Source organism: Streptomyces sp. NPDC031379 (genome assembly GCF_055569615.1).
In genome coordinates, this window is record NZ_JBVIIT010000016.1 from 49,279 (window position 1) to 74,239 (window position 24,961).

Below are 24,961 nucleotides of genomic sequence, written 5' to 3' on the forward strand. Positions count from 1 at the left end.
GGGGCGCGGCGAACCGGTCGCACGGAACGGCCCGCACCCGTTCCGGCCGCGGCCCTTCACCGGCGCCCGCCGCGACGTCCGCACGAGCCCCCTCTTTCCACGGCCCCACGGGCTGCCGCCTATTACGCCGTAATAGGTACGACTCCACCAGGGACGTTCCCGGCCCCGCCCCGTGTGGCCGAGCCGGTGTCACGGGAACGGCCGAATATGGACGTCCTTTACACTGCAGTGATTGCATGGGCCGCACGGAGCCGGGTGCAGGCACAACCAGGTCAGCACAGAACACCGGGCCTCCATGCGTCGGCCGTTGGAGGCAGCCCGATGAATGACCTGGACTCGACCGTCTGCCCTGCGTCGACACGGCTGGTCGGACGAGACACGGACCTCTCGTTCATCGAGTCCTTCTTCAGCAACCCCGAGGTCCAGGGAGCTGCCCTGCTGCTCTCGGGCGAGGCCGGCGTGGGCAAGAGCGCGGTGCTCGACGCGGTGGCGAAGGGCGCCGTGCGCAACGGCGTCCGGGTCCTGCGCGCGGCCGGCGTGCAGTTCGAGGCGGACATCAGCTTCGCGGGCCTCAACCAGCTCCTCGTGCCCCTCTTCGACGAGTTCGACGTTCTGGACAACCCGCACCGCGACGCCCTGCGGGTCGCGGTCGGCATCGGCAGCGGGCCGGCTCCCGACCGCCTCCTGACCTCGACCGCGGTGCTGCTGCTGTTGCGGCTGATATCCGTCGAGACGCCGCTGCTGCTCGTCGTCGACGACCTGCCGTGGCTGGACCGGGCGACCAACGCCGTGCTCGGTTTCGTGGCCCGGCGGCTCGTCGGCAGCCGTATCGGCTTCCTCGCGGCCTCCCGTGAGGGTTCCGACAGCTTCTTCGAGTCGAGCGGCCTGTCCGAGCACCGGCTCAAGCCGCTGGACGACGCGTCGTCGGCCGAACTGCTCGCCCTGGCCCACCCCGAGGTCTCCCCCGCGGTACGGCGTCGCATCGCCGCCGAGGCACGCGGCAACCCGCTGGCGCTGGTGGAGCTGCCGGTGGCGCTCTCCAGCGAGCAGCGCGCGACCCTGGCGGCGATACCCACCGTGCTGCCCCTGACCGAACGTCTGCAGGCCATGTTCGCCTCGCGGGTGGCCGAACTGCCCGACCGCAGCCGGGAGCTGCTGCTGATCGCCGCCCTCGACGGCACCGGCGACCTGGCCTCGATCGAGGCCGCCGCGACCGGCCGGGCCACCGTCGACGACCTCGCCCCCGCCGAACGCAACCGACTGGTGACGATCTCGGCGGACAACCGGCGGCTGTCCTTCCGGCATCCGCTGATCGGCTCCGCGGTGGTGGAGCTGGCGACCGCCTCGGAACGCAGAAGAGCACACCAGGCGCTCGCCGGGGTGCTCGGCGACCAACTGGAGCGCCGCGCCTGGCACCTGGGAGAGGCGGCCGTAGGCCCGGACGAGACCGTCGCGGCCCTGCTGGAGGAGGCCGCGCGCCGCCGGCTTCGGCGCGGTGACGCGCTCGGCGCGGTGACGGCGATGACCCGGGCCGCCGGGCTCAGCCCCGTCGCGGCCGACGAGAGCCGCCGGCTGGCCGAGGCGGCCTATGTCGGCGTGGACTCCGGTGGTGAACTGGAGGACGCCTCGCGCCTGCTCGCCGGGGCCCGGCTCGTCCATCCCGGCACCGGACAGCAGTCGCTGCACGCGGCGGCCGCGTCCGCGTTCCTGCTGATCAACAGGGACGGCGACATCGACACCGCGTACCGGCTGCTGGTCGGGGCGATCGAGGGCGGGAACCACGGCTACGACGCCTCGGACGCCGGGCTCATCGAGGCCCTGCACCTCCTGGTGCTGCTGTGCTGGTACGGCGGTGCCCCCGAGCTGTGGCAGCCGCTGTTCACGTTCCTGGACCGGCTGACCCCCGAACCGCCGGAGCTGCTCTGGGTCATCGCCCAGACCTTCGCCGACCCGGCGCGCACCGGTCCCCCGGCGCTGCCACGCCTCGCGGAGCTGATCGCCACCGTGGGGGACGATCCCACCCAGGTGGTGCGTGTCGGCACCGCCTCGGTCTTCCCCGACCTGCTCGGGAACTTCCGGTGGGCGACGCGCCGGCTGATCGAGCAGGGCCGCGCCGGCACCGCGCCCGTCCGCCGGCACCTGGGTGCGCTGATGCACATGGGCCTGGACTACTACCACCTGGGGCGCTGGGACGACGCCGCGGAACTGGCCGCCGAGGGACTGACCCTGTGCACCAACCACGACTACCGCTTCTTCGCGTGGTACTTCCAGTACGTGCAGGCGGCCGTGGCCGCGGCGCAGGGCGACGCGGACACCGCTGCCGCGCTGACCGAGGAGATCGTCCGGTGGGCGACGCCCCGCGGGGCCCACGGCGCACGGTACTTCGCCTGCCACGCGAGAGCGCTGGCCGCCCTCGGCAACGGCGACTTCGAGACCGCCTACCAGCACGCCTGCACGCTCAGCCCGCCCGGGACCGTGGCCCCCTACGTGCCGATCGCCATGTGGGGCACGATGGACCTGGTCGAGGCGGCCATGCGGACCGGCCGGGAAAAGGAGGCCGCCGCCCACGCGGCGGCGATGCGCGCGTCCGCGATGGCCGGGCTGTCGCCCCGGCTGGAACTGCTGGTCCTGGCCTGCGAGGCGCTGACCACTCCCGGCGAGGAGTCCGTCGCCCTGTTCGAGCGGGCGTTGTCCCTGCCCGGACCGGAACGCTGGCCCTTCGACGCCGCACGCGTCCGTCTCTTCCACGGTGAACGCCTCAGGCGCCTGCGTGCCACGACGGAGGCCAGGGAGCAGCTGACCCAGGCGCTGGAGGCCTTCCAGCGGCTGGGTGCCAAACCCTGGGCGGCGCGCACGGCGGCCGAGTTGCGCGCGAGCGGACTGTCCGCGCCGACCGCCGCCAGGCCGGGGAGCGTGACGCTGACCGCGCAGGAACTGCAGATCGCCACGCTCGCGGCGACGGGACTGACCAACAAACAGATCGCCGAGCGGCTGTTTCTGTCCCATCGCACCATCGGCACGCACCTCTACCAGATCTATCCGAAACTGGGCATCACTTCGCGTGCCGCGCTGCGGGACGCGCTCTCCGGCCTCGACCTCGACCGAGACGGCTGACGCGTGCCGGCGAAGGCTGACGGCGGTGGCCGTCCGCTCAGTCATTTGACGTATGCCGGGCAGCGGGCCCCCGCGCACAGTGGACGCGGGAGCGGCCTTCTGGGGCCGTCCCCCCGTCGGCGGCCGCACCTGAAGCCGCCGGGGCGACGTGAGAGGGGGAACCGGATGCTCGATGCCTCCGACAGTCATCCGGACATCCACTGGCCGTCGGGGTTCTCGCCCGACCAGGCCCACAGCTTCTGCCAGGCGCAGGGCGTCGTGCACGCCCCGCCCGCCGCGGCCTTCGCCCTGCTCGCCGATGTGACGCGGTGGCCCGGCTGGGTTCCGGGCATCACCGAGGTGCGGCCCGGGCCGCTCGTGCGGACCTTCGAGGTGGTCTTCCACGGGCAGCGGTTCGAGATCTTCGTGGGAGAGCACCTGCCGCCCCACCGGCTCGGCTGGTCGGGCGTCGGCGCCGGCGTGCAGTTGTACCAGGGCTGGCTGCTCACCGCCGTCGCGGACGGCACCCATGTGGTGACCGCGAACGTCGTCCGTGGTCCCGCCGCCAGGTCCCTGAGCGCGTTGTCTCCCGTGTGGGCTCAGCGCCTGAACACCCTGTGGGTCGCGCAGCTCAAGAGACTCTCCGAGAGCGCTCCGGAGGAGGGCGGCGCGTAGCCGGCACCACCGAGCGGCGCGGGCGTCGGTATCCGCCGAGGGCCGGCGCCACCGGGTCGCGGGCGGCCGGACACGCCGACGGCCGGCGCCCGGTGCGGGCGTCGGCCGGTCGAGGCGCGGTGTGCGGTGGTTCAGGCGGCGGGGACGGTGTCCTTGACGGCGGCGGGGCCGGCGGCAGGGGCAGGGGTCGTGCCCCCGGGCTTGCGGGCGGGCCTGAGGAAGACGGCGAGGAGGATGCCGACGGCGAGGGCGGGGGCGACGTAGACGTAGCCGGTGGCCGTGGCGTGGGCGAAGGCGTCCAGCGCGGTGTCGCGCAGGGCGGCCGGGAGCCGGCCGATGGTGTCGGGGCGGGCGGCGTCGAAGCCGGTCGCGGTCGGCAGGCCGCGGGTGCGGTCGGCGAAGCCGCTGTTGAGCAGGGTGCCGAAGACGGCGACCCCGAAGGCCGCGCCGATGGAGCGGGCGAAGGTGACCACGGCGCTGGCGGCGCCGAGGTCGCCGGCGGGCACGCTGTTCTGGACGGTGGTCAGCACGACCATGGGCACCATGCCGATGCCGACTCCGGTGATCAGGAAGTAGACGCTCAGCACGAGGGTGCCGGTGGCGGCCCCGATGGTGCCCAGCAGGAGCAGTCCGGCGAGGTTGGCGACCAGACCCGCGAGCAGGATCACCCGCAGCCGCTCGACGTGCGCGGCCCAGCGTCCGGCCAGGGACTGGCTGATGACCAGGCCGGCGACCAGCGGCAGCATGTAGATGCCGGAGAGGGTGGCCGAGACACCGTGGACGATCTGGAGGTAGGTCGGCAGGTAGACCAGGACGGCGAACATCGCCGCGTTGGCGAAGAACCCGATCAGCGAGGAGAAGACCACGGTCCGGGAGCCGAGCATGGCCGGCGGCAGGACCGGGGCGGCGGCGCGGCGCTCGACGGGCACCAGCAGCGCCGCCAGCGCGACGGTGGCGGCGATCAGGCCGATGATGGCCGGCGAACCCCAGCCCCAGCGCTCACCGAACGAGGTGACCAGGACCAGGCCGGTGGCGATCGCGGCCAGGACGGTGGCGCCCAGGTAGTCGATGCGGGCCTTGGCTCCCCTGGTGGCCGCGGGCAGCGCCCGCGCGGCGACGACCAGGGCGACGGCGCCGATGGGCAGGTTGACCAGGAAGGCCCACCGCCAGGACAGCTGGTCGGTGAAGACACCGCCCAGCAGGGGGCCGACGATGCTGGCGACGCCGTAGACCGAGCCGAACATGCCCTGGTAGCGGCCGCGTTCGGCCGGGGCGGCGATGTCGCCGACCAGCGCGAAGGTCAGCACGATCATGCCGCCGCCGCCCACGCCCTGGAGCACGCGGGCGCCGATCAGTTCGGGCAGGTTCTGCGCCAGGCCGCAGGCCACCGACGCGATCAGGAAGATCGTGGTCGAGGCCAGGTACAGGCGCTTGCGGCCGAACATGTCGCCGAGCTTGCCCCACAGCGGCGTCACCGCAGTCGACGCGAGGAGATAGGCGGCGCTGACCCACGCGATGTCGTCGAACCCGTCGAGGTCCTGCGCTATGCGGGGCAGCGCGGTCGAGACGATCGTCTGGTCCAGGGCCGCCAGGAGGACGGCCAGGATCAGCGCGCTCATCGCGGCGGCGACACCACCCGCCCTGGGTGAGGGGGACTGCTGTGCCTTCGACATCGGAACTTGCCTTTCTGAAGGGGTGGGCCGGAGCGGTACGCCTGCCGGGACACGGCGATGGAGCCTCACTCGGCTGGCACTATCTGAACTAACTGCCACTTCAATGTAGCACTTATCAGAGAGTGCTTCACACACGAGAGGCGTTAGGTGTCTCAGGTTTCACAATCAGCCCGCTAGACTCGGTGCGGTGAGAGCCGACGCAGCACGCAATCTGGAAGCCGTCCTGACCACCGGGGCGCGCATGCTCGCCGCCGACCCGGGCGCGAGCATCGCGAGCATCGCCGCCGAGGCGGGGGTGGACCGGCGCACCGTCTACCGGCGCTTCGCCTCCCGCGAGGAACTCCTCGCCGCCATCTACGCATCCCGCCTGACGGCCATCGAGCAGGCCATCGAGGACGCACGGCTGCGCGAGGCACCCGTCGCCGTCGCGCTGCACCGCTACGTCGAGAACATCATCGCCGTCAACCGGACCTGGCCCGTCGACCTCACCCGCATGCTCGCCGACGACACCGTCCGCGCGCGCCGCGACGCGTCCGTCCGCGAGGTCGACGCCTTCCTCGCGCGCGCCACCGACGAGGGCCTCCTGCGTCCCGGTGTGCCCGAGGGGTGGGCGAGCGCGCTGCTGCCCCAGCTCATGCACCTGGTGTCCCGGCAGCTGCCCGAGCTGAGTCCCGGTCAGGCGGCGGACGTCGTCGTCGACACTCTGCTGAACGGCCTCGGGGCCTCCTGACACCTGACGGGCCCCCGGGAACACATGTGTCCATGTGTTCCCGGGGGCCCGTCGGCCTCTGTGGCGGCGGTGGGATCGCCGCGGCTCATCTCATTCCACGACCTGCCGTGCCGTGTCCGCGCCGGAGGCCTCCCGGCCCTCCTCCTCGCGAGGGCGCCGGGAAGCCGCCGACGAGGGCAGGGGCACGGTTCCGGGGAGACGGACGCGGCGGAGCCGGGACGGCTCGTTGTCGGAGTCGGGGCGCTTCAAGGCTTCTCCCATCGATGCGTTCGACATGCCGTACCCCCCGGCGGGCGCGGCGCCGAGGGGGTGGACGGGTGAGTGTTATGGGAAACCGGCGACGGCGCGCACACATTCCGGTTCGGTCCGGATTCGCGCCGGCCGGCCGGATCGATGTGTCCACATGGCGTCACGGCACAACCGCGCCAGGGCGCAGCGACATGTGCGGGGGCCGGCCGTCGGATGATTCCGGTATCCCCTCCCCCGTCCGACGAAGGGACCCGTCGTGTCGCCTCTGCCTTCGCGCAGGGGCGGGTGGACGACGCTGTGCACCGTGGTCGCGGTGCTGGCGGCGTCACCCGCCCCGGCCTTCCCGGCCGCCGAACCACCCGCCCCTGCGCCCACCGCTTCCGCGGCACCCGCGACGGTCCCGCCCGACGCCCCCAGGGTGACCCTGGTGACGGGCGACACGGTCACCGTCGTACGGGCCGCCGACGGCACGCAGAGCCATCTGGTGCGGGACCCGGAGGGCCGCTACACCGGCTTCGAGACCCACCGCAGCGGACGGAACACCTACGTCTATCCCCGCGACGCGCTGCCGTACGTCGCCGCCGGCCTGCTGGACCGTGAACTGTTCGACGTCACACAGCTGTTGGCGGACGGCTACGACGACGCGCACCGGGACCGGCTGCCGCTGATCGTCACCTACACCGACGCGGTCCGGCACTCCGGCCGCCAGGCGTCACCGCGGGGCGCCCGTACGTCGCGCCCGCTGGAGAGCATCGGGGGTGCGGCGCTCTCCGTGGACCGTTCGGCGGCGTTCTGGACGTCGGTCACCGACGGCGCCGTCGCACGGGACGCGAACCGGCGCCCCCGGCTCCGGGGCGGCATCGCCAAGATCTGGCTCGACGGCAAGGTGAAGGCCGCTCTCGCCGACAGCACCGCGCAGGTGGGGGCGCCGCGGGTGTGGGCGTCCGGCGACACCGGCGAGGGTGTGGACGTCGCAGTCCTCGACACCGGCGTGGACACCGAACACCCCGACCTCGCCGGGCGGATCGCCGCCGCCGAGGACTTCGTGCCCGGTGAGTCCGTGACCGACGGGAACGGCCACGGCACGCACGTCGCCTCCACCGTCGCCGGGACCGGTGCCGCGTCCGGCGGCCGGGAGAAGGGCGTCGCGCCGGGCGCGCGGCTGCACATCGGCAAGGTGCTCTCCGACGACGGCACGGGCCAGGACTCCTGGCTGCTGGCCGGCATGGAGTGGGCGGCCCGCGACCAGCACGCGAAGATCATCAGCATGAGCCTGGGCGGCCCGTCCACCGACGGCTCCGATCCGCTGAGCATGGCCGTCGACCGGCTCAGCGAGGAGACCGGGGCGCTGTTCACGGTGGCCGCGGGCAACTCCGGCCCCGACGGCTACACCGTGGGCGCCCCCGGCGTGGCCGATGCCGCCCTGACCGTGGGCGCCGTCGACGGCTCCGACACGCTCGCGGACTTCTCCAGCCGGGGCCCGCGTCCCGGCGACCGGGACGTCAAGCCGGACCTCACCGCTCCCGGCGTGGACATCCTCGCGGCGCGGTCCCGGTACGCGCCGGAGGGTTCGGGCCCGTACCAGACCCTGAGCGGCACCTCGATGGCCACGCCGCATGTCGCCGGGGCGGCCGCACTGCTGGCCGCGGAGCACCCGGACTGGAGCGGCCGTCAGCTCAAGGACGCCCTCGTCAGCACGACCGAGGCGACGCCCAGGTACACCCCCTTCGAGGCCGGCGCCGGCCGCCTGGACGTGGCCGCCACCACGACGGCGACCGTCTTCGCCTCCGGCGGCGCCGACTTCGGCTTCCACGCCTGGCCGATCCCGGCCGGCACGACCGCCGAGCGGAAGGTGACGTACACCAACACCGCCGACCGCCCGGTCGCCCTGCGTCTGACGGCCGACGGTCCGTTCACCCTCTCCGCCGACCGGCTCTCCGTCCCGGCGCACGGCACCGCCGCGGTCACCGTGACCGCGCACTACGACCAGGTCCCCGCCGACCGGGCGACGGCCGCCTTCTTGACGGCGACCGACGACTCGGGCACCGTCCGCGCCCGTACGTCCCTGAGCGCGGCCAAGGAGGGCGAGCGCCACCGGCTGACGCTGAAGGCGAAGGACCGCGGCGGCCGGCCGGTCGGCGGCACCGTCATCCTCACGGCGAAGAAGCTGTGGCTGCCCCTGGCGCTCGACGGCTCCGGAACCCTGGACCTCCGGCTGCCGCCGGGTTCGTACACCGCGTGGCTGGACACCCCCCTGGAGGGTGCCCACGGTCCGCACTCGATCGGTCAGGGCCTGCTGGCCGTCACCGACATCGACCTGAGACAGGACCGCACGGCGGTCTTCGACGGCACCAAGGCCCGCCAGGTCCGGGCCGTCACGCCGGATCCGAGCACGCCCGACGACTCCCGCGTGGACCTCTACCGCGGCTTCGCCGCCGACGACTGGTCCTCGTCCTCCCGCTGGACCGACGCCTCCTACGACAGCGTCTGGGCCCTGCCCACCGGACGCGAGGTGGCGGAAGGGGAGTTCGTGTTCGGTACGCGGTGGCGACTGCGGCAGCCGACCCTGACGGTGGCCTCCGGCGACGGCGTCTTCGACGATCTGCGCGTCGTAGCGGGAGCGACCCCGCTGCCCGAAGGACACCACCGCCTCGACACGGTCCTCGCCGGAGACGGCGCGGCACCCGCGTACAGCTCGGTGGACGTCCGGGGGAAGGCCGCCGTGGTGCGCCGCACCGACACGGTGCCCGTGACGGAGCAGGCCGTGGCGGCGGCCGCGGCGGGCGCCCGGCTGCTCCTGGTCGTGAACGACGGCGACGGCCGCCTGCAACCGTGGGAGGACTCCCCCTGGCTGCCGGCGGATCCGCCGCCGCTGACCGTCGCCACGCTCACCCACGACGAGGGCGAGCGGCTCATCGCCCGGGCGTCCGGCCTCGGCCGCACCCGGCTCGAGATCACCTCGCACCCCGTCACCGAGTACGTCTACGACCTCGCCCACGACTACCGGGACGCCGTCCCCGCCGACCTGGTCCACCGGGCCGAGCGGCGCGAACTCGCCCGCGTCGACGTCTCGTTCCGCAACTACCGTGCCGGGCGGGCGCTGGAGAACCGCGACGACGTCACACCGGCCGGCGGCAGCGCCCTGAACCCCTCGGACGCCCCGGCACGGGGCGACCGCACGGACTGGGTCACGGCGGGCGAACCCTGGTCGGACCGGGCGCAGATCCCGGGCGAGCAGCAGCAGTACGCCCCGGCCGTCACCTACCGCGCCGGATCCGCCGCCCGGGTCGGCTGGTTCGGTCCGGTCCAGCGGCCCCGGCTCATCGACGGCGACGCACCGGTCCGCCAGGACGACAGGCTGTACGTGTCCGTCCCCGGCTGGGGCGACTCGGGAACCGACCATCTGGGCGGCACGTACGGCAACTTCGACGTCGACAACCAGGTGAGGCTCTACCAAGGGGACACACTCGTCCGTGAGATGGGCCGCTACCAGCTCACCATGACGGTGTCCGGCCTGCGTCCGGCCCCGCTCCCCTACCGTCTGGTCTCGCAGAACTCCCGTGACGCCTGGGCCGCCCCCTACTCCACCGCCACCCGGACCGAGTGGGGGTTCACCTCCCGGGCGGGCGCGGCGGGCGAGCAGGCCCAACTGCCGCTGATCCAGCTCGACTACGGGATCGCCACCGATGCCTCCGGGCGGGCCGGGCGGCACGCCGACCTGACGGTGACCGCCTCGCACCTGCCGGGGTCCACCGGCACCGCCGCCGTCGACGCGGTGGGCCTGGAGGTCTCGTACGACGACGGGGTCACCTGGCACCGCGCGGCGCTCCGGCACTCGGGCACGGGGTGGCGGACACGGCTCGACGCCCCTCGTGCCGCCCGGTTCGTCACCCTGCGCACCAGTGCGCGCGACGCCCGCGGCAACAGCGTGCGGCAGAGCGTCGTACGGGCCTTCGGGCTCAAGTAGCGGCACCGGGGCGGCCGGCCGGGAGCCGCGCGGCTTCATCGTGGTGCGTTCAGCCCGCGCGGACCCCTTCGAGGAAGCGGCCTGCCAGGTCGACGCGCTCGGCGAGGGTGGCGGGAGTCTGCCCGAAGTCCACGAACAGTTCGTGCACCCCCGCCTCGGCCGCGGCGCGCGCGTAGTCGATGTACTGGCCCAGCGTGCCCGCCCGGGGCATCTGCTCCGGGCCGGTCCTCGTGTCGGTCAGCTCGGGGTTGACGCGCAACGCCATGTGCAGGGCGGACGGGTCCCGTTGCGCCTCCACCGCCTCCTTCAGGACGGTGTCCCACATGCCCATGAGGTGCGTGAGCGGCATCGCGACGGGCAGCCAGCCGTCGAGCCTGCGCCCGATCCGCCGCAGGCCCCTGGGGGTGAACGCCGCGAGCAGCACGGGGGGTCCGGGCCGCTGGCGCGGCTTGAGCCCCACCACGGTCTGAGGGATGGTGAACAGCGGTCCTTGGTGGGCGAAGACGTCGTCGGCCCAGTACCCCTCCAGGACGTCCAGCGTCTCGTCGAGCCGCGCGCCCCGGTCCTTCCAGGGCACGGAGACCGCGGCGTACTCGTCGGGCATCCAGCCCAGGCCGAGGCCCACGGTCAGCCGTCCCCGGCTGAGGACGTCGAGGGTGGTCAGCGACCGGGCCAGCATGATCGGCGGCTGCCACAGGCCGTTCAGCGTGCTCGTGCCCAGGCGGACGCGGCTCGTGTGCGACGCGGCGAAGGTGAGGGCCACCAGGGGGTCCATGTGGTTCTCGTAGACGCGCGGCATCCTGCCGTCGGGGCTCGGATAGGGGGCGCTCGGGACGCGGGGGGCGAGGACCCGGTCGCCCGTCCACAGGGAGTCGTATCCCATCTCCTCCGCGGTGCGGCAGACGCGGAGCATGCCTTCCGGCGTGGCGTCGGGACCGAAGGTCGGAAGGGCCAGGCCTAGTCGCACAGGTGTCTCCTCATGAGGTCGTCCGCTCGGCATGCACGCCGGTCAGCGCAATGCCGAACAGCTCTTCCAGGGTGGCGACCGTCCGTGCGGGCTCCACCGCGTGGACGGTGGTGAAGCCGAGTTCGGCCGCGGGGGGCAGGTACTGCTCGGTGTCGTCGACGAAGACGCACTCCTCGGCCGACAGGCCGAGCTGCTCGAGCACGAGCCGGAAGATCTCCCGCTCGGGCTTGCGCGTCGCGTGGAGTTCGGACAGCACCACGGCGTCGTAGAGCGCGTCCACCTGGTATCCGTCGTACAGGTTCCACGGGGTCAGGCCGACGGAGTTGGAGAGGATGCCGACCTTCACCCCGGCCCGGCGGGCGGCGGCGGCCGCGGAGATCACCGAGGTCTCGGGGCGCAGGTCGGCGAAGATGCGGCCCATCAGGTTGTCCGGTGCGACACCGAGGAGCCGTCCGGCCGCTTCGTTCCACTGCGTCTGGGTGAGCGTGCCACGCTCCAGCTCCTCGGTGAGCCGGATCCCCTCGGCATTCAGGTAGAGGCCGGTGAGCAGCGTCCCCTCGGCCAGTCCCGCGCGCTTCTCGAAGGCGAGCGCGGCGGGCAGCAGAGGGGTCGTCAGCACACCACCGAAGTCGAGGACGAGGCCCTTGCGGTGCTGAGTCATGCTCACACCCTAGAAGGGCGCCGGATCCGGCCTGCGGCCAGGTCGCCATGTTTCTCGCCGACCTGGAACATGTGTGACGGCCGTGACGGTGCTCCTTCAGCCCTTCAGCCCTTCAGCCCTTCAGCCCTTCAGCCCTTCAGCCCTTCAGCCGGTGCGGATGCGCGGGGTACACACCCAGGATGCGCACCTCGGAGGAGAAGAACCGCAGCTCGTGCAGGGCGAGGGCGACGCGCTGGTCGTCGGGGTGCCCCTCGATCTCGACGTAGAAGCGGCTGGCGTTGAGCCCCGCGCCCATCTGGTAGCTCTCGATCTTGGTGAGGTTCACGCCGCTGGTGGCGAACCCGCCGAGTGCCTTGTACAGCGCGCTGGGGATGTTGCGCACGCAGAAGAACAGACTCGTCATCGTCGGCTCCCCCGTGTCCGGGGCCGGGGCGGCGTCCCGGGACAGCACGACGAACCGCGTGGTGTTGTCCGGGTCGTCCTCGACGCCGGAGCGCAGTACCTCGAGGCCGTGGAGACCGGCCGCGGCGGGCGGGGCGAGCGCCGCGTGCCGCGGGTCGCCCAGCTCGGCCACCTCCCGCGCCGCCCCGGCCGTGTCGTCGCTGACGAGGGTGCGCCAGCCGCCCTCCCGCAGCAGCTTGCGGCACTGGCCCAGGGCATGGACATGGCTACGTACGCACTCCACCTGGTCCAGGGTCGTGCCGGGCACCGCCATCAGGTCGAAGCGGATGGCGAGGAAGTACTCGGCGACGATGAACAGCCCCGATTCGGGCAGCAGATGGTGCACGTCGGCGACGCGTCCGGCCGCGGAGTTGTCCACCGGGATCACGGCGACGTCGGCGGCGCCGAGTGTCACCGCGTCCAGGGCCTGCTCGAAGCTCGTGCAGGGCAGTTCAGCGCTCTCGGGGTACAGGGCACGTGCGGCGGTCGCGGAGTTGGATCCAGGCTCACCCTGATATGTGACGGTTGTCACCGTATTGCACCTTTCCAGGAGGTCCCGTCGTCGGGCGGCAGAAGCTGCATCGCGTACCGCACCTGCTGAAGTATCGGTGCACTGCCCTCCATCAGGTGCACCAGGGGGTGCCGACCGCCGCTCCCGCACGGCGCCGACGCGTGCTCGTACGCCGACGCGACCACATGGTGGACCGCGTTGCCGGCCCGCTGGACGCGCGCGGCGAGCCGCTCCTGGACGGCCGGCGGCAAGCCCTGCCGCGCGGAGGGGGCGCCGTGCAGGGCCGCCGCCAGGCTCAGTCGCTCGTCGTGCAGCACGGCGGCCAGTTCGGCGGCCACAGCGTCGGTCGGCACCCGTCCCCGGGCCGCGCCGGACGCCGGGTCCGGGCCGGCCAGTACGTCGGTCATGCGCCGGGCCGCGCCCAGGGCCTGGGCCGCGACCGCCGTCCACAGGAACGGAGCGTCCCCGGCGCGCAGCGGCGTGGCCGCCGTGTGCGTGACGAACCCTGCGGGCACGTGCACGTCCTCCAGCCGGAAAACCGGTCCGGGCACATCGGCGTCGCCCGTGTCGGCGCAGGCCGCACCCGACAGCGCCCTGGAGGGCACCGCGAAGAGATCCGGGCCGCCGCGCGTGGCCATGACCGGCACGGACCGCCGTGCGCCGCCGGTGAGCGGCAGCGCCAGCCACGGTCCGGTTCCGTCGGGCGACGGCAGGTGCCACAGTCCGGACAGGGTGAAGCCGCCGACGGCCGACCGCACCACCGGCCGGTCCGCGACGTCCGCGCCGGGTACGGCAGTGGTCAGTGGCGCGGCCCAGTTCCAGGCGGTGGTGAACGCCTGCCAGGCGGCGGACGGGTCGCCATGGGCGCGCTCCTCGTGGAACGCGAACACCTGCGCGAGGCCGGTGTGGGGTCCGAACACCTGCAGATGGTCGTCGTGCGTGAACGTCGTCATGGGCTCAGGCAGCCTGCTCGACACGATCGGCCGCGGTCGTCGTCAGGACGACGTTGTGCGGCTGCTCGCCCCGCGCGTAGCGGTGCAGCTGCCGGCGCACGAAGTCCTCGGTCATCGCCGGGAACGCGTCGGTGAAGGCCGCCACGTGCGGGGTGATCAGGGCGCCGGGCAGGTGCCACAGAGGATGGCCGGGCGGCAGCGGTTCCGGATCGGTGACGTCGAGCGCGACCCGGAGCCGGCCCGCGCGCACCTCCCGGACCAGTGCGCCGGTGTCCACCAGTTCTCCGCGGGCGACGTTCACCAGCAGGGCCCCGTCCTTCAGCAGCGCCAGCGCGTCCGCACCGAACAGGCCGCGTGTCTGCTCGGTCAGCGGTGCGCACAGCACCACCGCGTCCGCTGTGGGCAGGAGTTCGGGCAGTTCCGCCGCCCCGTGCACCCGGCCGACCGGTGTGGTGCGCGCCGTCCGGGCCACGAGGACCGCCTCGCACCGGAACGCGCCGAGCCGGGCGGCGACGGCCGCGCCGACGGCGCCGTAGCCGATGACCAGGACGCGCTTGCCGACCAGCGTGGTGCGGAACTCGGGCTGCCACACTCCCTCGGCCTGACGGGCACCGAACACGTCGAGTCCCCGGCACAGGCCCAGCAGCAGGGTGACCGCCAGTTCGGCGGTGGCCTCGCGATGCACGCCGCGCCCGGTGGCCAGCCGGGTGCCGGGCGGCATCGCGCCCAGCAGCGGCAGCATGTGCTCGTAACCGGAACTCAGCAGCTGGAGCACCTCCAGGTTGCGCATCCGCGGCAGGACGGGTCCCAGGACGCGTTCGGCACCGGGCGCGGGCGGGCCGACGAGGAAGCGGACCTTGCCGGGGTCACCCGGCAACGGGCCGGACCCGTCCCAGTACGCGTAGGAGAGCCCCTCCGGCAGGCCGGGGAGCCGGCTTCGGTGGTACGGGAGCCAGACGGTCGTGCCGTCCTTCATCGTGTATCAGCTTCTTCCCGCTCGGGTGCCGTGTGGGACGGCACCGACGTGCCGCCGTCCGTGAAGCGGTGGGTTCTTCGCGCCGGACCGCGTCCCCGCGGAGCCTGTCCGCGCGGCGGACGGTGTCCGGGCCGCCTCGGTCGGTATGTGGTCGTTCCCTCACTCCGGGGACGTGTGTGTCATCGGCGGAGGTTCACGTGAGACTCGCCACTAAGGCGTGTGAATCGGCCGCACGGACGACATATGTGTCGGCGCCCGCCGCGCACGGCCGACGGCCGGGCGGCGGCGTCACGGTCCCGGCGGCGTGTTCCGGTCCCCCCACGACGTGCCGCCCGGGTGGGCCGAGGGGGCAGGTGAGGCCGAGCGGCCCGCGGGCCGTGACGACGACGCCCGTCGCGAAGTGCCCGAGCACCTCGCGCTGCCCGGCGGGCGGCCGTGTGCGCGCCCGCCGGGCGTACGGGCGCAGGCGGGACGCGGCCGTGCCTCAGACCATGGGGCTGACCGGCCGCCCGTCGCCCACCAGCGCACGGCCGTACATCTCCTTGGCGAGCCCGGGGTTGAGCGTGGGATGCCGGGACGCGGTCTCCAGGTCGCGCCAGTGCCGCTGGATGGTCTTGGCGAGCGAGAAGCTGCCCGCTCCGCTGACGGTCAGCAGTGCCTGCACCGCCTGGCGCAGGCAGATGGAGGCGTGTCCCGCGTCCATGCGCACCCGCGCCCGTTCGACCGGCGTGGGGGTGGTCCCGGAGGCCGCCGCCGTGCCGATGAACTCCGCCGACCGCCTCAGGTGCAGGTGGGCGGAGTCGATGAGGGTGGCCGCCTCGGCGAGCGCCGCCTGCACGCTGGGCGAGTCGGCGAGCCGGGCGTGCAGGGACATGGCCATCGGCTTGCCGTCCTCGACGGTCCGCAGGGTGAGCTGGAGGACCGCCTGCGCGATGCCCAGCAGCGGTCCCATGGAGACGAGCGTCATGGATCCCGGGGGAATCCGGTACAACGGCTCCTCGGGGAGCCCCCTGCCCCGGACGATGTCGTCGAAGCGCCGGAGCCGGTGGTACGGGACGAACACCTCGTCGGCGACCAGGGTGTCGCTGCCCGTGCCGCGCATGCCCGCCATGTCCCAGGTCTTCTCGATGGCGAGGGCGGAGACCGGCACGAGCGCCAGTCCGCGCTCGGAAGCGGCGCCCGGCTCCCCCGGCAGCGGGACGCCGAGCACGGCCCAGTCGGCGTGGTGGCCGCCGGACGCCCAGGCCCAGGAGCCGGAGACGAGCAGCCCGCCCTCGAGGGGCGCGGCGACGACTCCCACGCTGCCGAACACCCCGCACATGGGGACGTCGGGGCCGTCACCCCGCAGGTCCTGCCGCGCCTGCTCCCCGAAGGACGCGGCGATCTGCTGTGCCACGTACGAGACCATCACCACCCAGGAACTCGACGGGCAGGCCGACGCCACTTCGGCCGTCACCTCCAGGCTGTCGGCGGGCGCCAGTTCCTCGCCGCCCGAGGCCTTCGGCACGCCGAGGCGGAACAGGCCGGCCTCCCGCAGCGCCCGCTCGGCCTCGGGTGTCAGCCGGCTGTCGCGCTCGGCCGCGTTCGCGGCGCGGCGCAGCACGGGGGCGATCTCTCGGGCCGCCGCCATGAGTCGGCGGGTCGGATCGGTGAGCGTGGCGCGCTCGCCGCTGGTCGATGCGGTCATCACCACTCCAGGACAGCAGGATGCGGACCCAGGGGTCCGGTTCTCTCTCACCAGCGTAACCGGACCCCTTGGTCCGGTTGCCGCGCGGTCCGTCGTGACCCCTGGGGCACGGCGGTCCCTTCGTAGTCTCCGGGCACGGCGTCCCCGCACAAACAGGGGCGGGCACAATGAGCGGGTGAATCCGGTGCAGACGAGTCCGCAGAACCGGCAGGACGCGCCCCGCAGACGGGCCGACGCCCGGCGCAACCACGAGCGGGTCTTCGCCGCGGCGCTGGAGGTCTTCGAGGAGTTCGGGCTCCAGGGCACCGTGCCGCAGGTCGCCGAGCGCGCCGACGTGGGGAAGGCAACGGTGTACCGCAGCTACCCGGCGAAGGAAGACCTGGTCGAAGCGGTCGTAGGGCATCGGCTGGGGGAACTCGACCGGATCACCGCGCCCGCCCTGGCCGAGGCCGAGCCGGCGCGGGCCTTCGACACCTACGTGCTCCTGCTCTTCGAGAACCTCGCCCGGGACCGTCTGCTGTCGGAGGCGCTCGCGGAGGGGCGGTCGACGGCGTACACCGGCCCCCTGCTCGACCGGCTGGCCGCCCTGATGGAGGAGGCCAAGAACGCCGGCCGGATCCGCCCGGACGCGAGCCCGCTGGACCTGCGCGTGGTGCTGTGCGGCATGTGCCTGCAACTGGTCGGCCTCGCGGAGCGGGATCCGGCGTTGTGGCGCAGGTACGGCGAACTGACCCTCCAGGCGCTGCGGCCCTGAACCCTCCAGGCGCTACGGCCCTGAACCCGCCGGGGGCTCAGCGGTCGAGCCCCGCCGGCGCCGTGCCCGGTCGCCGCACCCGTGCCTGAACCGGCCCGGACGGCGTCCGGTCGGCCGCCTGAGGACCGCGGGGCGACGCCGGGTCCTGACGCGGCCGTGCCGACGCCGCGTCCTGGCTCCCCCGTGCCGCCGCCGTCCTGCGACGCGTCCGGGCCGGCGCCTGCTCGTGGTGCGGGCCGGGCCGCGCCGAGTCGTGGTGCGGGTCGGCCGGAGTCGGGCGGTGGGGCCTGGCGGCAGGCCCGGGAGGTGTCCCGGCCGGGGCCGGCTCCTGGTTCAGGCCGGCCGTACGGAAGACCTCCGCCCAGGACGTCACGGACGGGCGGCTGCGCCGCAGCGCCCGGCGCTCCCGCTCGGTCATCGCGCCCCACACGCCGTACTCCTCGCGGTGGTCCAGGGCGTAGGCCAGGCAGTCGAGCCGGACCGGGCAGGCGATGCACACGATCTTGGCCTCGTTCTGTGCGGCGCCTTCGGCGAACATCCGGTCCGGCTCCGTCCGGCACAGCCCACGGTCGACCCAGTCCATGCCCGCCTCGCTCCCCTGCGGCGCCCCGGCCGGGGCCCGCCTGCTGCGTCTGTACACACGTACTCAATAGATACGTATGACACTAGCCCACAACGACATGTGTCTCGCAGTGCAAGGAACGGCGCGGTACAGGGTGCGAGCCGTCCGGCCAGGGTCGCAATCCTCGGCGAAGGTCGCATATCAAGAACATTTTCGGCCATACCAGGTGACGAACCTCCTGGGTACATCTAGTCTTCTGGCTCAAGGCGCCTCACCGGGCGGCCGGCACACGTCATGGGGTACAACCACTGCTCAGGAGGCAGCACGGAGCATGTGAACGCGCCACGTACCCTCGCCCTTGCGCCTGGCGCGATCCGTACGTACGGGCGCGGCGGCGTTCGGCGGGCCGGGCTGTGCAACGGGGAAGGGAGTGGGGGACGGGTGGAGTCGATCGACGGCACGATGGTCGGCCGCGAACGCGAGCAGGAGGTGCTGTCCGGCTTCGTGACGGCCTCCGGGGGCCGGGCTCTCGTCCTGCGGGGCGACACGGGTGTGGGCAAGAGCGCCCTGCTGGACCACGTCACCGACCTCGCCACGGGCGAGAACCACCGGGTGATCAGGGCGGCCGGGGTCGAGGCGGAGTCGGAGCTGCCGTTCGCCGGCCTGCACCAGTTCCTGTACCCGCTGCTCTCCTACATCGACCGGCTGGACGACAGCCATCGAGGGGTCTTCGACGTCGTCTTCGGCAGGAGCGAGGGCCCGCCTCCCTCGGTCATGACCCTCGGCATCGCCGTCCTCGACCTGCTCTCGCTCGCGGCGTCGCACAAACCCCTCCTGCTGGTGCTCGACGACGGCCAGTGGCTCGACACCTCCAGCACCGAGGTGTGCGGGTTCGTCGGACGACGGCTCACCGGCAGCTCGGTGAAGCTCGCCGTCGGCCTGCGCTCCGACGTCTCCTCCGGCTTCGACACCGCCGCGCTGCCCCAACTGCCGGTGACCACCCTGTCGGAGAAGGCCTCCGAGCAGCTCCTGGACATGCACCACCCCGGGCTGGATCCCCGGATCCGCCGCCTGGTCCTGGACGAGGCACACGGCAACCCGCTGGCCCTGCTGGAACTGCCGCCCCATGTGCTGCGCAGCGGCCGGGCGGCGGGCAACCGGGAAGACCTGCTCGGGTACACCGGCGTCCCGCTGCCCCTGCGCCTCCAGCACGTCTACGGCGCCCGCATCGAGGCGCTCGGTGACGGCGTACGCGCGGAACTGCTGCGCGGCGCCCTGGACGGCGTCGGGGCGGGCACGGCGGCCGGCCGCACCCGCGGCACGCGCTACCGCATGATGGACGCCGACGAGGCCGCGGCCTGCGGCCTGCTGGACATCGACCCGCTCAGCGGCGACTTCGTCTTCCGGCACCCCCTGGTGCGGTCCACGGTCGTCCAGATGGCGACCCCCAACGAGCGGCGCACGGCCCACGCGGCCCTCGCGCAGGTGCACCGCGACGACGTGGAACGGCGTGCCATACACCTGGCGGCCTCGACGGTCGACCCGGACGAGGAGGTCGCGGTCGCGCTGGAGGCGGCGGCCGACTCCGCCACCCTGCGGGGCGGCTCGCAGGCCGCCGTGGCCTGGCTGACCCGGGCCGCGGAGCTGAGCGAGGGCCGCGAGGAACGGTCCCGGCGGCTGGGCAGCGCGGCGTTCATCGCCGGTCACGCCGGCCTGCTGGACCGGGCGCAGCAACTGGTCCGTTCCGACACCTCGTCCGGAACGAGCGAGTCTCCGGCCTCGGTCGTCGCGTCGGCCTATGTCGCGCTGTACGAGGACGGGGACGTGCGGTCCTCGCAGCGGCAGGTCCTGGCAGGGATCGAGAGCATGCGTGTCAGCGGGGTGACAGAGCCGAACGAGGTGCTCACCCGGCTGGTCAACCTGCTGCTCGCGATCGACCAGTACGCGAGCGACGAGACGTCGTGGGAACGGGCGCACGAACTGCTCGGCTCCCTGGGCGACCTGGTGTCCCCGCTCTCGCGTATCTACCAGGACGCCTGGGGAGACGTGGTGCGGCGCGGCGCGGGCGTGCACGAGCGGGTGGCGGACGCCTTCGCCGACCTCCGCGAACTGGAACCGTGGGACATCAGCCGGCTGGCCGTCGCCGCGTACCACGTGGACACCCTCAGCCAGTACCGGCCGCACCTCCAGCGCACCGTCGACCGCGAGGTGGCGACGGGGGCCACGGTGTCCGGCATGACCATGCTGCATCTGATCATGCTCGACCAGATGGCGGTCGGCGAGTGGGACGAGGCCGAGCGGACCGGACAGCGTGGCCTGGAACTGACGACGTCGCACCACCACGCGCTCTTCGCCCATCACACCCGGGCGTATCTCGGGCTGCTGGCCGCGATGCGCGGCCAGGCCGAACGCGCACGCGAACTCCAGGCCGCCGTAGACGCCTGGGCCCGCCCCCGCGGCGTCGGCTTCCTCACCCAGATCGCCGACGCCATCGGCACCACCGCCGCCCTCGCCGAAGGCGACTACGAAGCCGCCTACCTCCACGCCATCGGCATCACACCCCCCGGCACCTTCGAACCCTACGCCCACCAAGCCCCCCGCACCCTCCTCGACCTCGTCGAAGCAGCCCTGCACACCGGCCGCTCCGAACAAGCCCGCACCCACGCCCTCGCCGCCCGCGACGCACACCTGCCCGACATCTCCCCCCGCCTCGCCCTCCTCACCCACGGCGCCCTCGCCATGACCGCCACCGACCCCACCGAAGCCGACGAGAACTACCACCACGCCGAAACCCACCCCGCCGCCGCCACCTTCCCCTTCGAACTCGCCCGCATCCGCCTCGCCCACGGCATCCGCCTGCGCCACACCCAGGGAAGGAAGGCGGCGCGGCTGTCACTGACGCTGGCCGCGGAGACGTTCGAACGGCTCGGCGCGCCCACCTGGGCCGAACGGGCCCGGGCCGAGCTGCGGGCCGCCGGTGCGTCCACCCTCGCCTCCTCGGCACACCTCGCGACGCTGACGTGGCAGGAACGCCGGATCGCGGATCTGGCCGCCGGCGGTCTGACCAACAAGGAGATCGGCGCGCGGATGCACCTGTCGCCGCGCACGGTCAGCTCCCACCTCTACCGGGTGTTCCCCAAACTGGGCATCACCTCCCGCGCCGCGCTGCGCGACGCCCTGGGCAAGATGCCCGGCGGCCAGGACGCGTGAGGCGACAGGCGACCGCAGTGGCCGACGGCGCGGGACGGCGGGTCCCGGCCGTCGGCCGCGGTGCGTTCAGCCCTGCGGCGGGTGGGCGCGGATGCCGCGCTCGTCCAGCCAGCCGAGCACGTAGTCGGCGACGAAGCGCCATCCGCTGTCGATGACCAGCGAGTGGGCCCGGTCCGCGAACTGCTTGAGGTCGGTCACAGCCGTGGTGTCGCCGTACTGCTTGTACACCGCGCGGGTGGCCGCGTCCGGTACGAGCCTGTCCTCCTGCCCGGAGATCAGCAGGAGCGGGCCGCGTTCCGCGTTGCCCACGTCCGCGACGGCGCGCGGGCTGCGGACCGCACCCGCGCAACCGAGGTCGGCGAGCAGGCGGCGCGGTGCCGGCACCACGTAGCGGTCGTAGAGCCGGTCGGACTCCTCCGCGCCGACCGTGTTGGCGAAGACGTGGTGGAACTGCTCCGGCGACAGGGACACCAGCTGCTCGGCGGGGTCGTGCCGGGCGGGGGCCGGCAGCCGGACGGGGGACGCGGGCAGCGGGACGTCGTTGATCGGGGCGGGGGCGATGGCAACGGCGGCACGGCCGACATCGGCGGCGATGAGGTGCTGCGCGATGAGCCCGCCGACCGAGTGCCCGACGATCACCGGCGCGGTGTCGAAGGAACGCACGATGGCGGCGTAGTGGTCGGTCAGGACCTCCAGACCGATACGGCCGAGCAGTTCCGGGGACTTGCGCATGTCCCGGGCGGCGGCGGCCTCCCCCGGCCATCCGGGCGCGAAGGCGAGAAACCCCCGGCTGGCGAAGCGCTCCGCCCACGACTCCCAGGAAAGCGCGTGCAGCCACGCGCCATGGATGAAGACGACGGGAGTACGTTTCACGGCTGGCTCCTCCGAGCATGACGACCATCCGGCACCGGCACACCGGCGACTGTTTCAGCATCGTTCAGGCGCGGGTCAGGGACGACAGTCGAATGACTTAATGTTGACGACCCGCGGCGCGGGCGGACCCGGACCGGCCCGGTGGAGGATCTCCCGGAGTGGACGCCCCAAGACGGACAGCTGTCCGCCTGGCGGGCGTCCCTCAGGGCGAACACCGTCACCGCAGGCGGTGTTCGACGGTCAAGTTACTTATGTACGGCGATCCCGCGAGGGCGAGAGTAGGTCGGGCCAGCTTCCGCCACAGGGAAGGATCTACCCGTCATGAGCGGCTACCAGCCAGGTGTACGGGCCAGCCGAACGGCACCGCCCGGTCGTCCTCAGCTGACCTTGGACATCGAACGCGTGCTGGACGTCTCCGCCCGGCAGGCGATCAGGGCCGAGTTCCGGTACGACCCGGAACTCCCCTTGATCGTGTGCGTGGAGTTCCTCATCGAGGGCGGCCCGCGTGTCCTGTGGCGGATCGGGCGCGACCTCCTCCAGCAGGGGCTGTACTCGATGAGCGGCCTCGGTGACATCCAGATGTGGCCGTCGAACCTGGAGGAGCGGGCCACCGCGTGGCTTCAGCTGGCCTCCGGTGACATGGCGGCGCTGTTCGAACTGCCCGTGCCGCCGCTCGCGGAGTGGCTGGAGGACACCTACGATCTCGTTCCCGCCGGTCACGAACTCGCCGGAGTGGACTGGGACGTCACGACCGCTGACCTGCTCCACGGCCCGAGGGCACAGTCCGACTGAGTTCCCAGCCCGCGGGGCGTCGGGCGGCGACGAGGACGGGGCCGCCCACAACCGTGGGGAAGGTTCTCGTCTCCTCCAGCCCGAGGGCGACGAACTCCTCTCCCATGCGCGCCGTGTCGAAGGAGTTGCCGCCGCCGCGCACCGCGGTCCACCGGCCGACGGAGCGGCGCAGCGCGTCGTCGGCGGCGGGGTTGGTCCCCGCCACCAGCCACGCGCCCGGCACCAGGGCCGCGGCGAGGCGCGGGAGGGCCGCCCGCAGCGCCTCCTCCGACAGGAACGGCGCGGGCAGCCAGATCAGCTCGTAGCGCTCCTTCTGCGACAACTCCGCGGCGTTCTCCCGGCGCAGGGACACCCGAGCGGTCACGGCCGGGTCCGCCGCGGAAAGCTCCGTTCTCGCCAAGCCCAGCGCCCGCTCCAGAACGTCGATGCCCTCCACCCGTGCCGCGGGGAAGCTCGTGGCCAGCACCACGGCCAGCGCGCCGATGCCGGTGCCCACGTCGAGGACGCGGCTGCCCTCGGCCTGAAGCCGCTCGGCGCATCCGGGCAGTTGGGGCACGACCTTCCCGGCGAGGGCACGGCCTGTCGCGGCGGAGGCCCGCCCCTGGCCGAGCAGCACCTCGTCGTCCTGCGCGCCCCACCCGAGCCCGGGTGCGGCCGCCGCGTCGGCGGCGGCGGAGACGGCCTGACGCAGCGAGCTGAGCTTCGCCTCCACGCCGCTGCATGCGGTCTGGGCGTCCGCCCGGGTGAGCGAGGGGTGGACGGTGAAACCGTCGGCGCCCCTGCGGACCAGGCCGACGCTCTCCAGGACCGCCGTACGCTCCGCGTCTGCCGTGAGCACGTCCTCGACCGGCTCCGACAGCGCCTGCCGCTGCGTGCTCACGACGGCGGCCATGGCCCACACGGCCGCCTCCAGAACGGCCACCGGGTCCTCGCCGAGCGGCAGGGCGCCGCTCATGGCGGGGCCGATGGGTTCTGGCGATACGGACACGGAAGCCTCCGGAGGAGCGCTGTTGCGACACATGTATTCACGCATGTACGCACACATGTTGCCACAACCGGAAACACATGCCGATGGCTTCGATTATTTTTCTCGTCCGGCCGGTGAACCCGCCCGGGCTCCCGGCCCGTTGACCCAGAGGAAGCTCCTGCGGTCAGTGTGTTCATTGGCTGGCCTGGCCGCAGGAACGGAGCGGTCGTCCTCCTTCTCTTCCCCCGATGGGAGGACGGCCGCTCCACCCAGGCGGAGGTGGCAACACGCCGCTGTTCCACGGGACTTCAGCGCGTGGCTGACATCAGGTGTGAACATCCACACCTTCTTCACCAGCCATTGCGCTGCCGTGCCCGGGCACGGCAGAGTGCTTCGCCTGCCGCACGCGACGGACGGGACACGCCGCAGGCGTCGCGGCTCGGCATCACGGACGAACCGGAAGGAACACACGTGAGCCCGATTTCGGTCCGGGGGTTCGCCGTGGCCTCGGCCACCGCGGTCACCGCTGTCGGAAGCGTCGTCGGCGTCGCCTCGGGCGGCACGGCAGCACAGAACGACGACGCCGGAGCGGCGGCGGCCGACGCGACGCTTCTCGCGGAGATACCGGCGGGCCGGCAGGCGCAGGTGCAGACGGCGTCCCTGACGCAGCAGGCCGACTCGCAGGCCATCGCCGCGGACGCGAGCGCCAGGAAGGTCGCCGAGGAAGCGGCCCGCAAGGCGGCCGCCGAGACCGCGACCGCGAAGAAGGAGGCCGCGAAGAAGGCGGCCGAGGAAGCGGAGGAGCGCACCGAGGCCAAGGCAGCAGCCGGCCGCAGCTCCGCGGACTTCCCCGTCCGCAGTTCCTACACCGTGGCGCAGATCCAGGCGATGGCGCGCCACACGGTGGCGAGCGGCCAGTACCAGTGCTTCAGCAACATCGTGGACCACGAGTCCAGCTGGAACTACCGGGCGGTCAACGCCTCCTCCGGTGCCTACGGTCTCTTCCAGGCCCTGCCCGGCTCCAAGATGGCCTCCGTGGGTGCCGACTGGCAGACCAACCCGGCCACCCAGATCAAGTGGGGGCTGAACTACATGAACACCGTCTACGGCAGCCCCTGCCAGGCCTGGTCGTTCTGGCAGGCCAACCACTGGTACTGAGGCCTGGCGGACTCCCGTGGCCTCGGCCGTCCGCGCCTCCGGCTCGCGCCGACACACCTGTC

At 73.1% G+C, this 24,961-nt stretch carries 18 protein-coding genes and 1 pseudogene; 8 read left to right on the plus strand and 11 right to left on the minus strand.

Annotated features, from left to right (window positions below; all coding sequences use genetic code 11):
• The first annotated feature begins 321 nt into the window (after positions 1-321).
• Together ACZ5CW_RS23110 and ACZ5CW_RS23115 are read left to right on the plus strand one after the other, a co-directional pair.
• Positions 322-3,114 carry a helix-turn-helix transcriptional regulator gene (locus tag ACZ5CW_RS23110; protein WP_468604229.1) on the plus strand — a complete coding sequence of 931 codons (2,793 nt, stop codon included), beginning with the start codon at positions 322-324 and terminating at the stop codon, positions 3,112-3,114.
• 165 nt (positions 3,115-3,279) lie between these two features.
• A complete protein-coding gene (locus tag ACZ5CW_RS23115; RefSeq protein ID WP_468604231.1) occupies positions 3,280-3,768 on the plus strand; it encodes an SRPBCC family protein in 489 nt (162 codons plus the stop codon).
• A gap of 131 nt (positions 3,769-3,899) precedes the next feature.
• Here ACZ5CW_RS23115 and ACZ5CW_RS23120 read toward each other — a convergent pair whose 3' ends face one another.
• A complete protein-coding gene (locus ACZ5CW_RS23120; RefSeq protein WP_468604233.1) occupies positions 3,900-5,441 on the minus strand; it encodes an MDR family MFS transporter in 1,542 nt (513 codons plus the stop codon).
• A 241-nt stretch (positions 5,442-5,682) separates the two neighbouring features.
• Between ACZ5CW_RS23120 and ACZ5CW_RS23125 the strand changes: the two genes are divergently transcribed.
• Positions 5,683-6,171, plus strand: a complete 489-nt coding sequence (locus ACZ5CW_RS23125; RefSeq protein ID WP_468604448.1) for a TetR/AcrR family transcriptional regulator — start codon at positions 5,683-5,685, stop codon at positions 6,169-6,171.
• Positions 6,172-6,261: 90 nt separating this feature from the next.
• Here ACZ5CW_RS23125 and ACZ5CW_RS23130 read toward each other — a convergent pair whose 3' ends face one another.
• On the minus strand, positions 6,262-6,420 hold the full coding sequence (locus ACZ5CW_RS23130) for a hypothetical protein (RefSeq protein WP_468604235.1): 159 nt from the start codon (positions 6,418-6,420) through the stop codon (positions 6,262-6,264).
• A gap of 304 nt (positions 6,421-6,724) precedes the next feature.
• Between ACZ5CW_RS23130 and ACZ5CW_RS23135 the strand changes: the two genes are divergently transcribed.
• Positions 6,725-10,387: a S8 family serine peptidase gene (locus ACZ5CW_RS23135; RefSeq protein ID WP_468604450.1), complete on the plus strand. Its 3,663-nt coding sequence runs from the start codon at positions 6,725-6,727 to the stop codon at positions 10,385-10,387.
• A gap of 49 nt (positions 10,388-10,436) precedes the next feature.
• On the opposite strand, the gene ACZ5CW_RS23140 is transcribed toward ACZ5CW_RS23135, so the two are convergent.
• The 6 genes from ACZ5CW_RS23140 to ACZ5CW_RS23165 form a co-directional block, all read right to left on the minus strand.
• A complete protein-coding gene (locus tag ACZ5CW_RS23140) occupies positions 10,437-11,354 on the minus strand; it encodes a TIGR03619 family F420-dependent LLM class oxidoreductase (protein ID WP_468604237.1) in 918 nt (305 codons plus the stop codon).
• A gap of 10 nt (positions 11,355-11,364) precedes the next feature.
• On the minus strand, positions 11,365-12,015 hold the full coding sequence (locus ACZ5CW_RS23145) for an HAD-IA family hydrolase (protein ID WP_468604239.1): 651 nt from the start codon (positions 12,013-12,015) through the stop codon (positions 11,365-11,367).
• Between the two features lie 136 nt (positions 12,016-12,151).
• Positions 12,152-12,988, minus strand: a complete 837-nt coding sequence (locus ACZ5CW_RS23150; protein WP_468604241.1) for a prephenate dehydratase — start codon at positions 12,986-12,988, stop codon at positions 12,152-12,154.
• Positions 12,985-13,920, minus strand: coding sequence for a hypothetical protein (locus ACZ5CW_RS23155; RefSeq protein ID WP_468604243.1), 936 nt, complete (start codon positions 13,918-13,920; stop codon positions 12,985-12,987). The genes ACZ5CW_RS23150 and ACZ5CW_RS23155 overlap by 4 nt, the downstream gene beginning before the upstream one ends.
• A 4-nt stretch (positions 13,921-13,924) precedes the next feature.
• Entirely contained in the window at positions 13,925-14,896 is a 972-nt protein-coding gene (locus ACZ5CW_RS23160; protein ID WP_468604245.1) for a 2-hydroxyacid dehydrogenase, read from the minus strand.
• A gap of 484 nt (positions 14,897-15,380) precedes the next feature.
• Positions 15,381-16,583 carry an acyl-CoA dehydrogenase family protein gene (locus ACZ5CW_RS23165; RefSeq protein ID WP_468604247.1) on the minus strand — a complete coding sequence of 401 codons (1,203 nt, stop codon included), beginning with the start codon at positions 16,581-16,583 and terminating at the stop codon, positions 15,381-15,383.
• Positions 16,584-16,758: 175 nt separating this feature from the next.
• Between ACZ5CW_RS23165 and ACZ5CW_RS23170 the strand changes: the two genes are divergently transcribed.
• Complete coding sequence (locus tag ACZ5CW_RS23170) at positions 16,759-17,337, plus strand: TetR/AcrR family transcriptional regulator (protein ID WP_468604249.1); 579 nt, start codon at positions 16,759-16,761, stop codon at positions 17,335-17,337.
• A 298-nt stretch (positions 17,338-17,635) separates the two neighbouring features.
• Here ACZ5CW_RS23170 and ACZ5CW_RS23175 read toward each other — a convergent pair.
• A pseudogene (locus ACZ5CW_RS23175) lies at positions 17,636-17,920 on the minus strand (WhiB family transcriptional regulator); the annotation flags it as partial.
• Between the two features lie 441 nt (positions 17,921-18,361).
• Between ACZ5CW_RS23175 and ACZ5CW_RS23180 the strand changes: the two are divergent.
• Complete coding sequence (locus ACZ5CW_RS23180) at positions 18,362-21,109, plus strand: helix-turn-helix transcriptional regulator (protein ID WP_468604452.1); 2,748 nt, start codon at positions 18,362-18,364, stop codon at positions 21,107-21,109.
• A gap of 66 nt (positions 21,110-21,175) precedes the next feature.
• Here the strand turns inward: ACZ5CW_RS23180 and ACZ5CW_RS23185 are convergent, their stop codons facing one another.
• Positions 21,176-21,982: an alpha/beta hydrolase gene (locus tag ACZ5CW_RS23185; protein ID WP_468604251.1), complete on the minus strand. Its 807-nt coding sequence runs from the start codon at positions 21,980-21,982 to the stop codon at positions 21,176-21,178.
• A 321-nt stretch (positions 21,983-22,303) separates the two neighbouring features.
• Here ACZ5CW_RS23185 and ACZ5CW_RS23190 point away from each other — a divergent pair, with 321 nt between their 5' ends.
• Positions 22,304-22,774 carry an SsgA family sporulation/cell division regulator gene (locus tag ACZ5CW_RS23190; RefSeq protein ID WP_468604253.1) on the plus strand — a complete coding sequence of 157 codons (471 nt, stop codon included), beginning with the start codon at positions 22,304-22,306 and terminating at the stop codon, positions 22,772-22,774.
• Here the strand turns inward: ACZ5CW_RS23190 and ACZ5CW_RS23195 are convergent.
• Positions 22,728-23,762 carry a methyltransferase domain-containing protein gene (locus ACZ5CW_RS23195; protein WP_468604255.1) on the minus strand — a complete coding sequence of 345 codons (1,035 nt, stop codon included), beginning with the start codon at positions 23,760-23,762 and terminating at the stop codon, positions 22,728-22,730. The genes ACZ5CW_RS23190 and ACZ5CW_RS23195 overlap by 47 nt on opposite strands.
• A 450-nt stretch (positions 23,763-24,212) precedes the next feature.
• Between ACZ5CW_RS23195 and ACZ5CW_RS23200 the strand changes: the two genes are divergently transcribed.
• Entirely contained in the window at positions 24,213-24,899 is a 687-nt protein-coding gene (locus ACZ5CW_RS23200; protein WP_468604257.1) for an aggregation-promoting factor C-terminal-like domain-containing protein, read from the plus strand.
• The last annotated feature ends 62 nt before the right edge of the window (positions 24,900-24,961 follow it).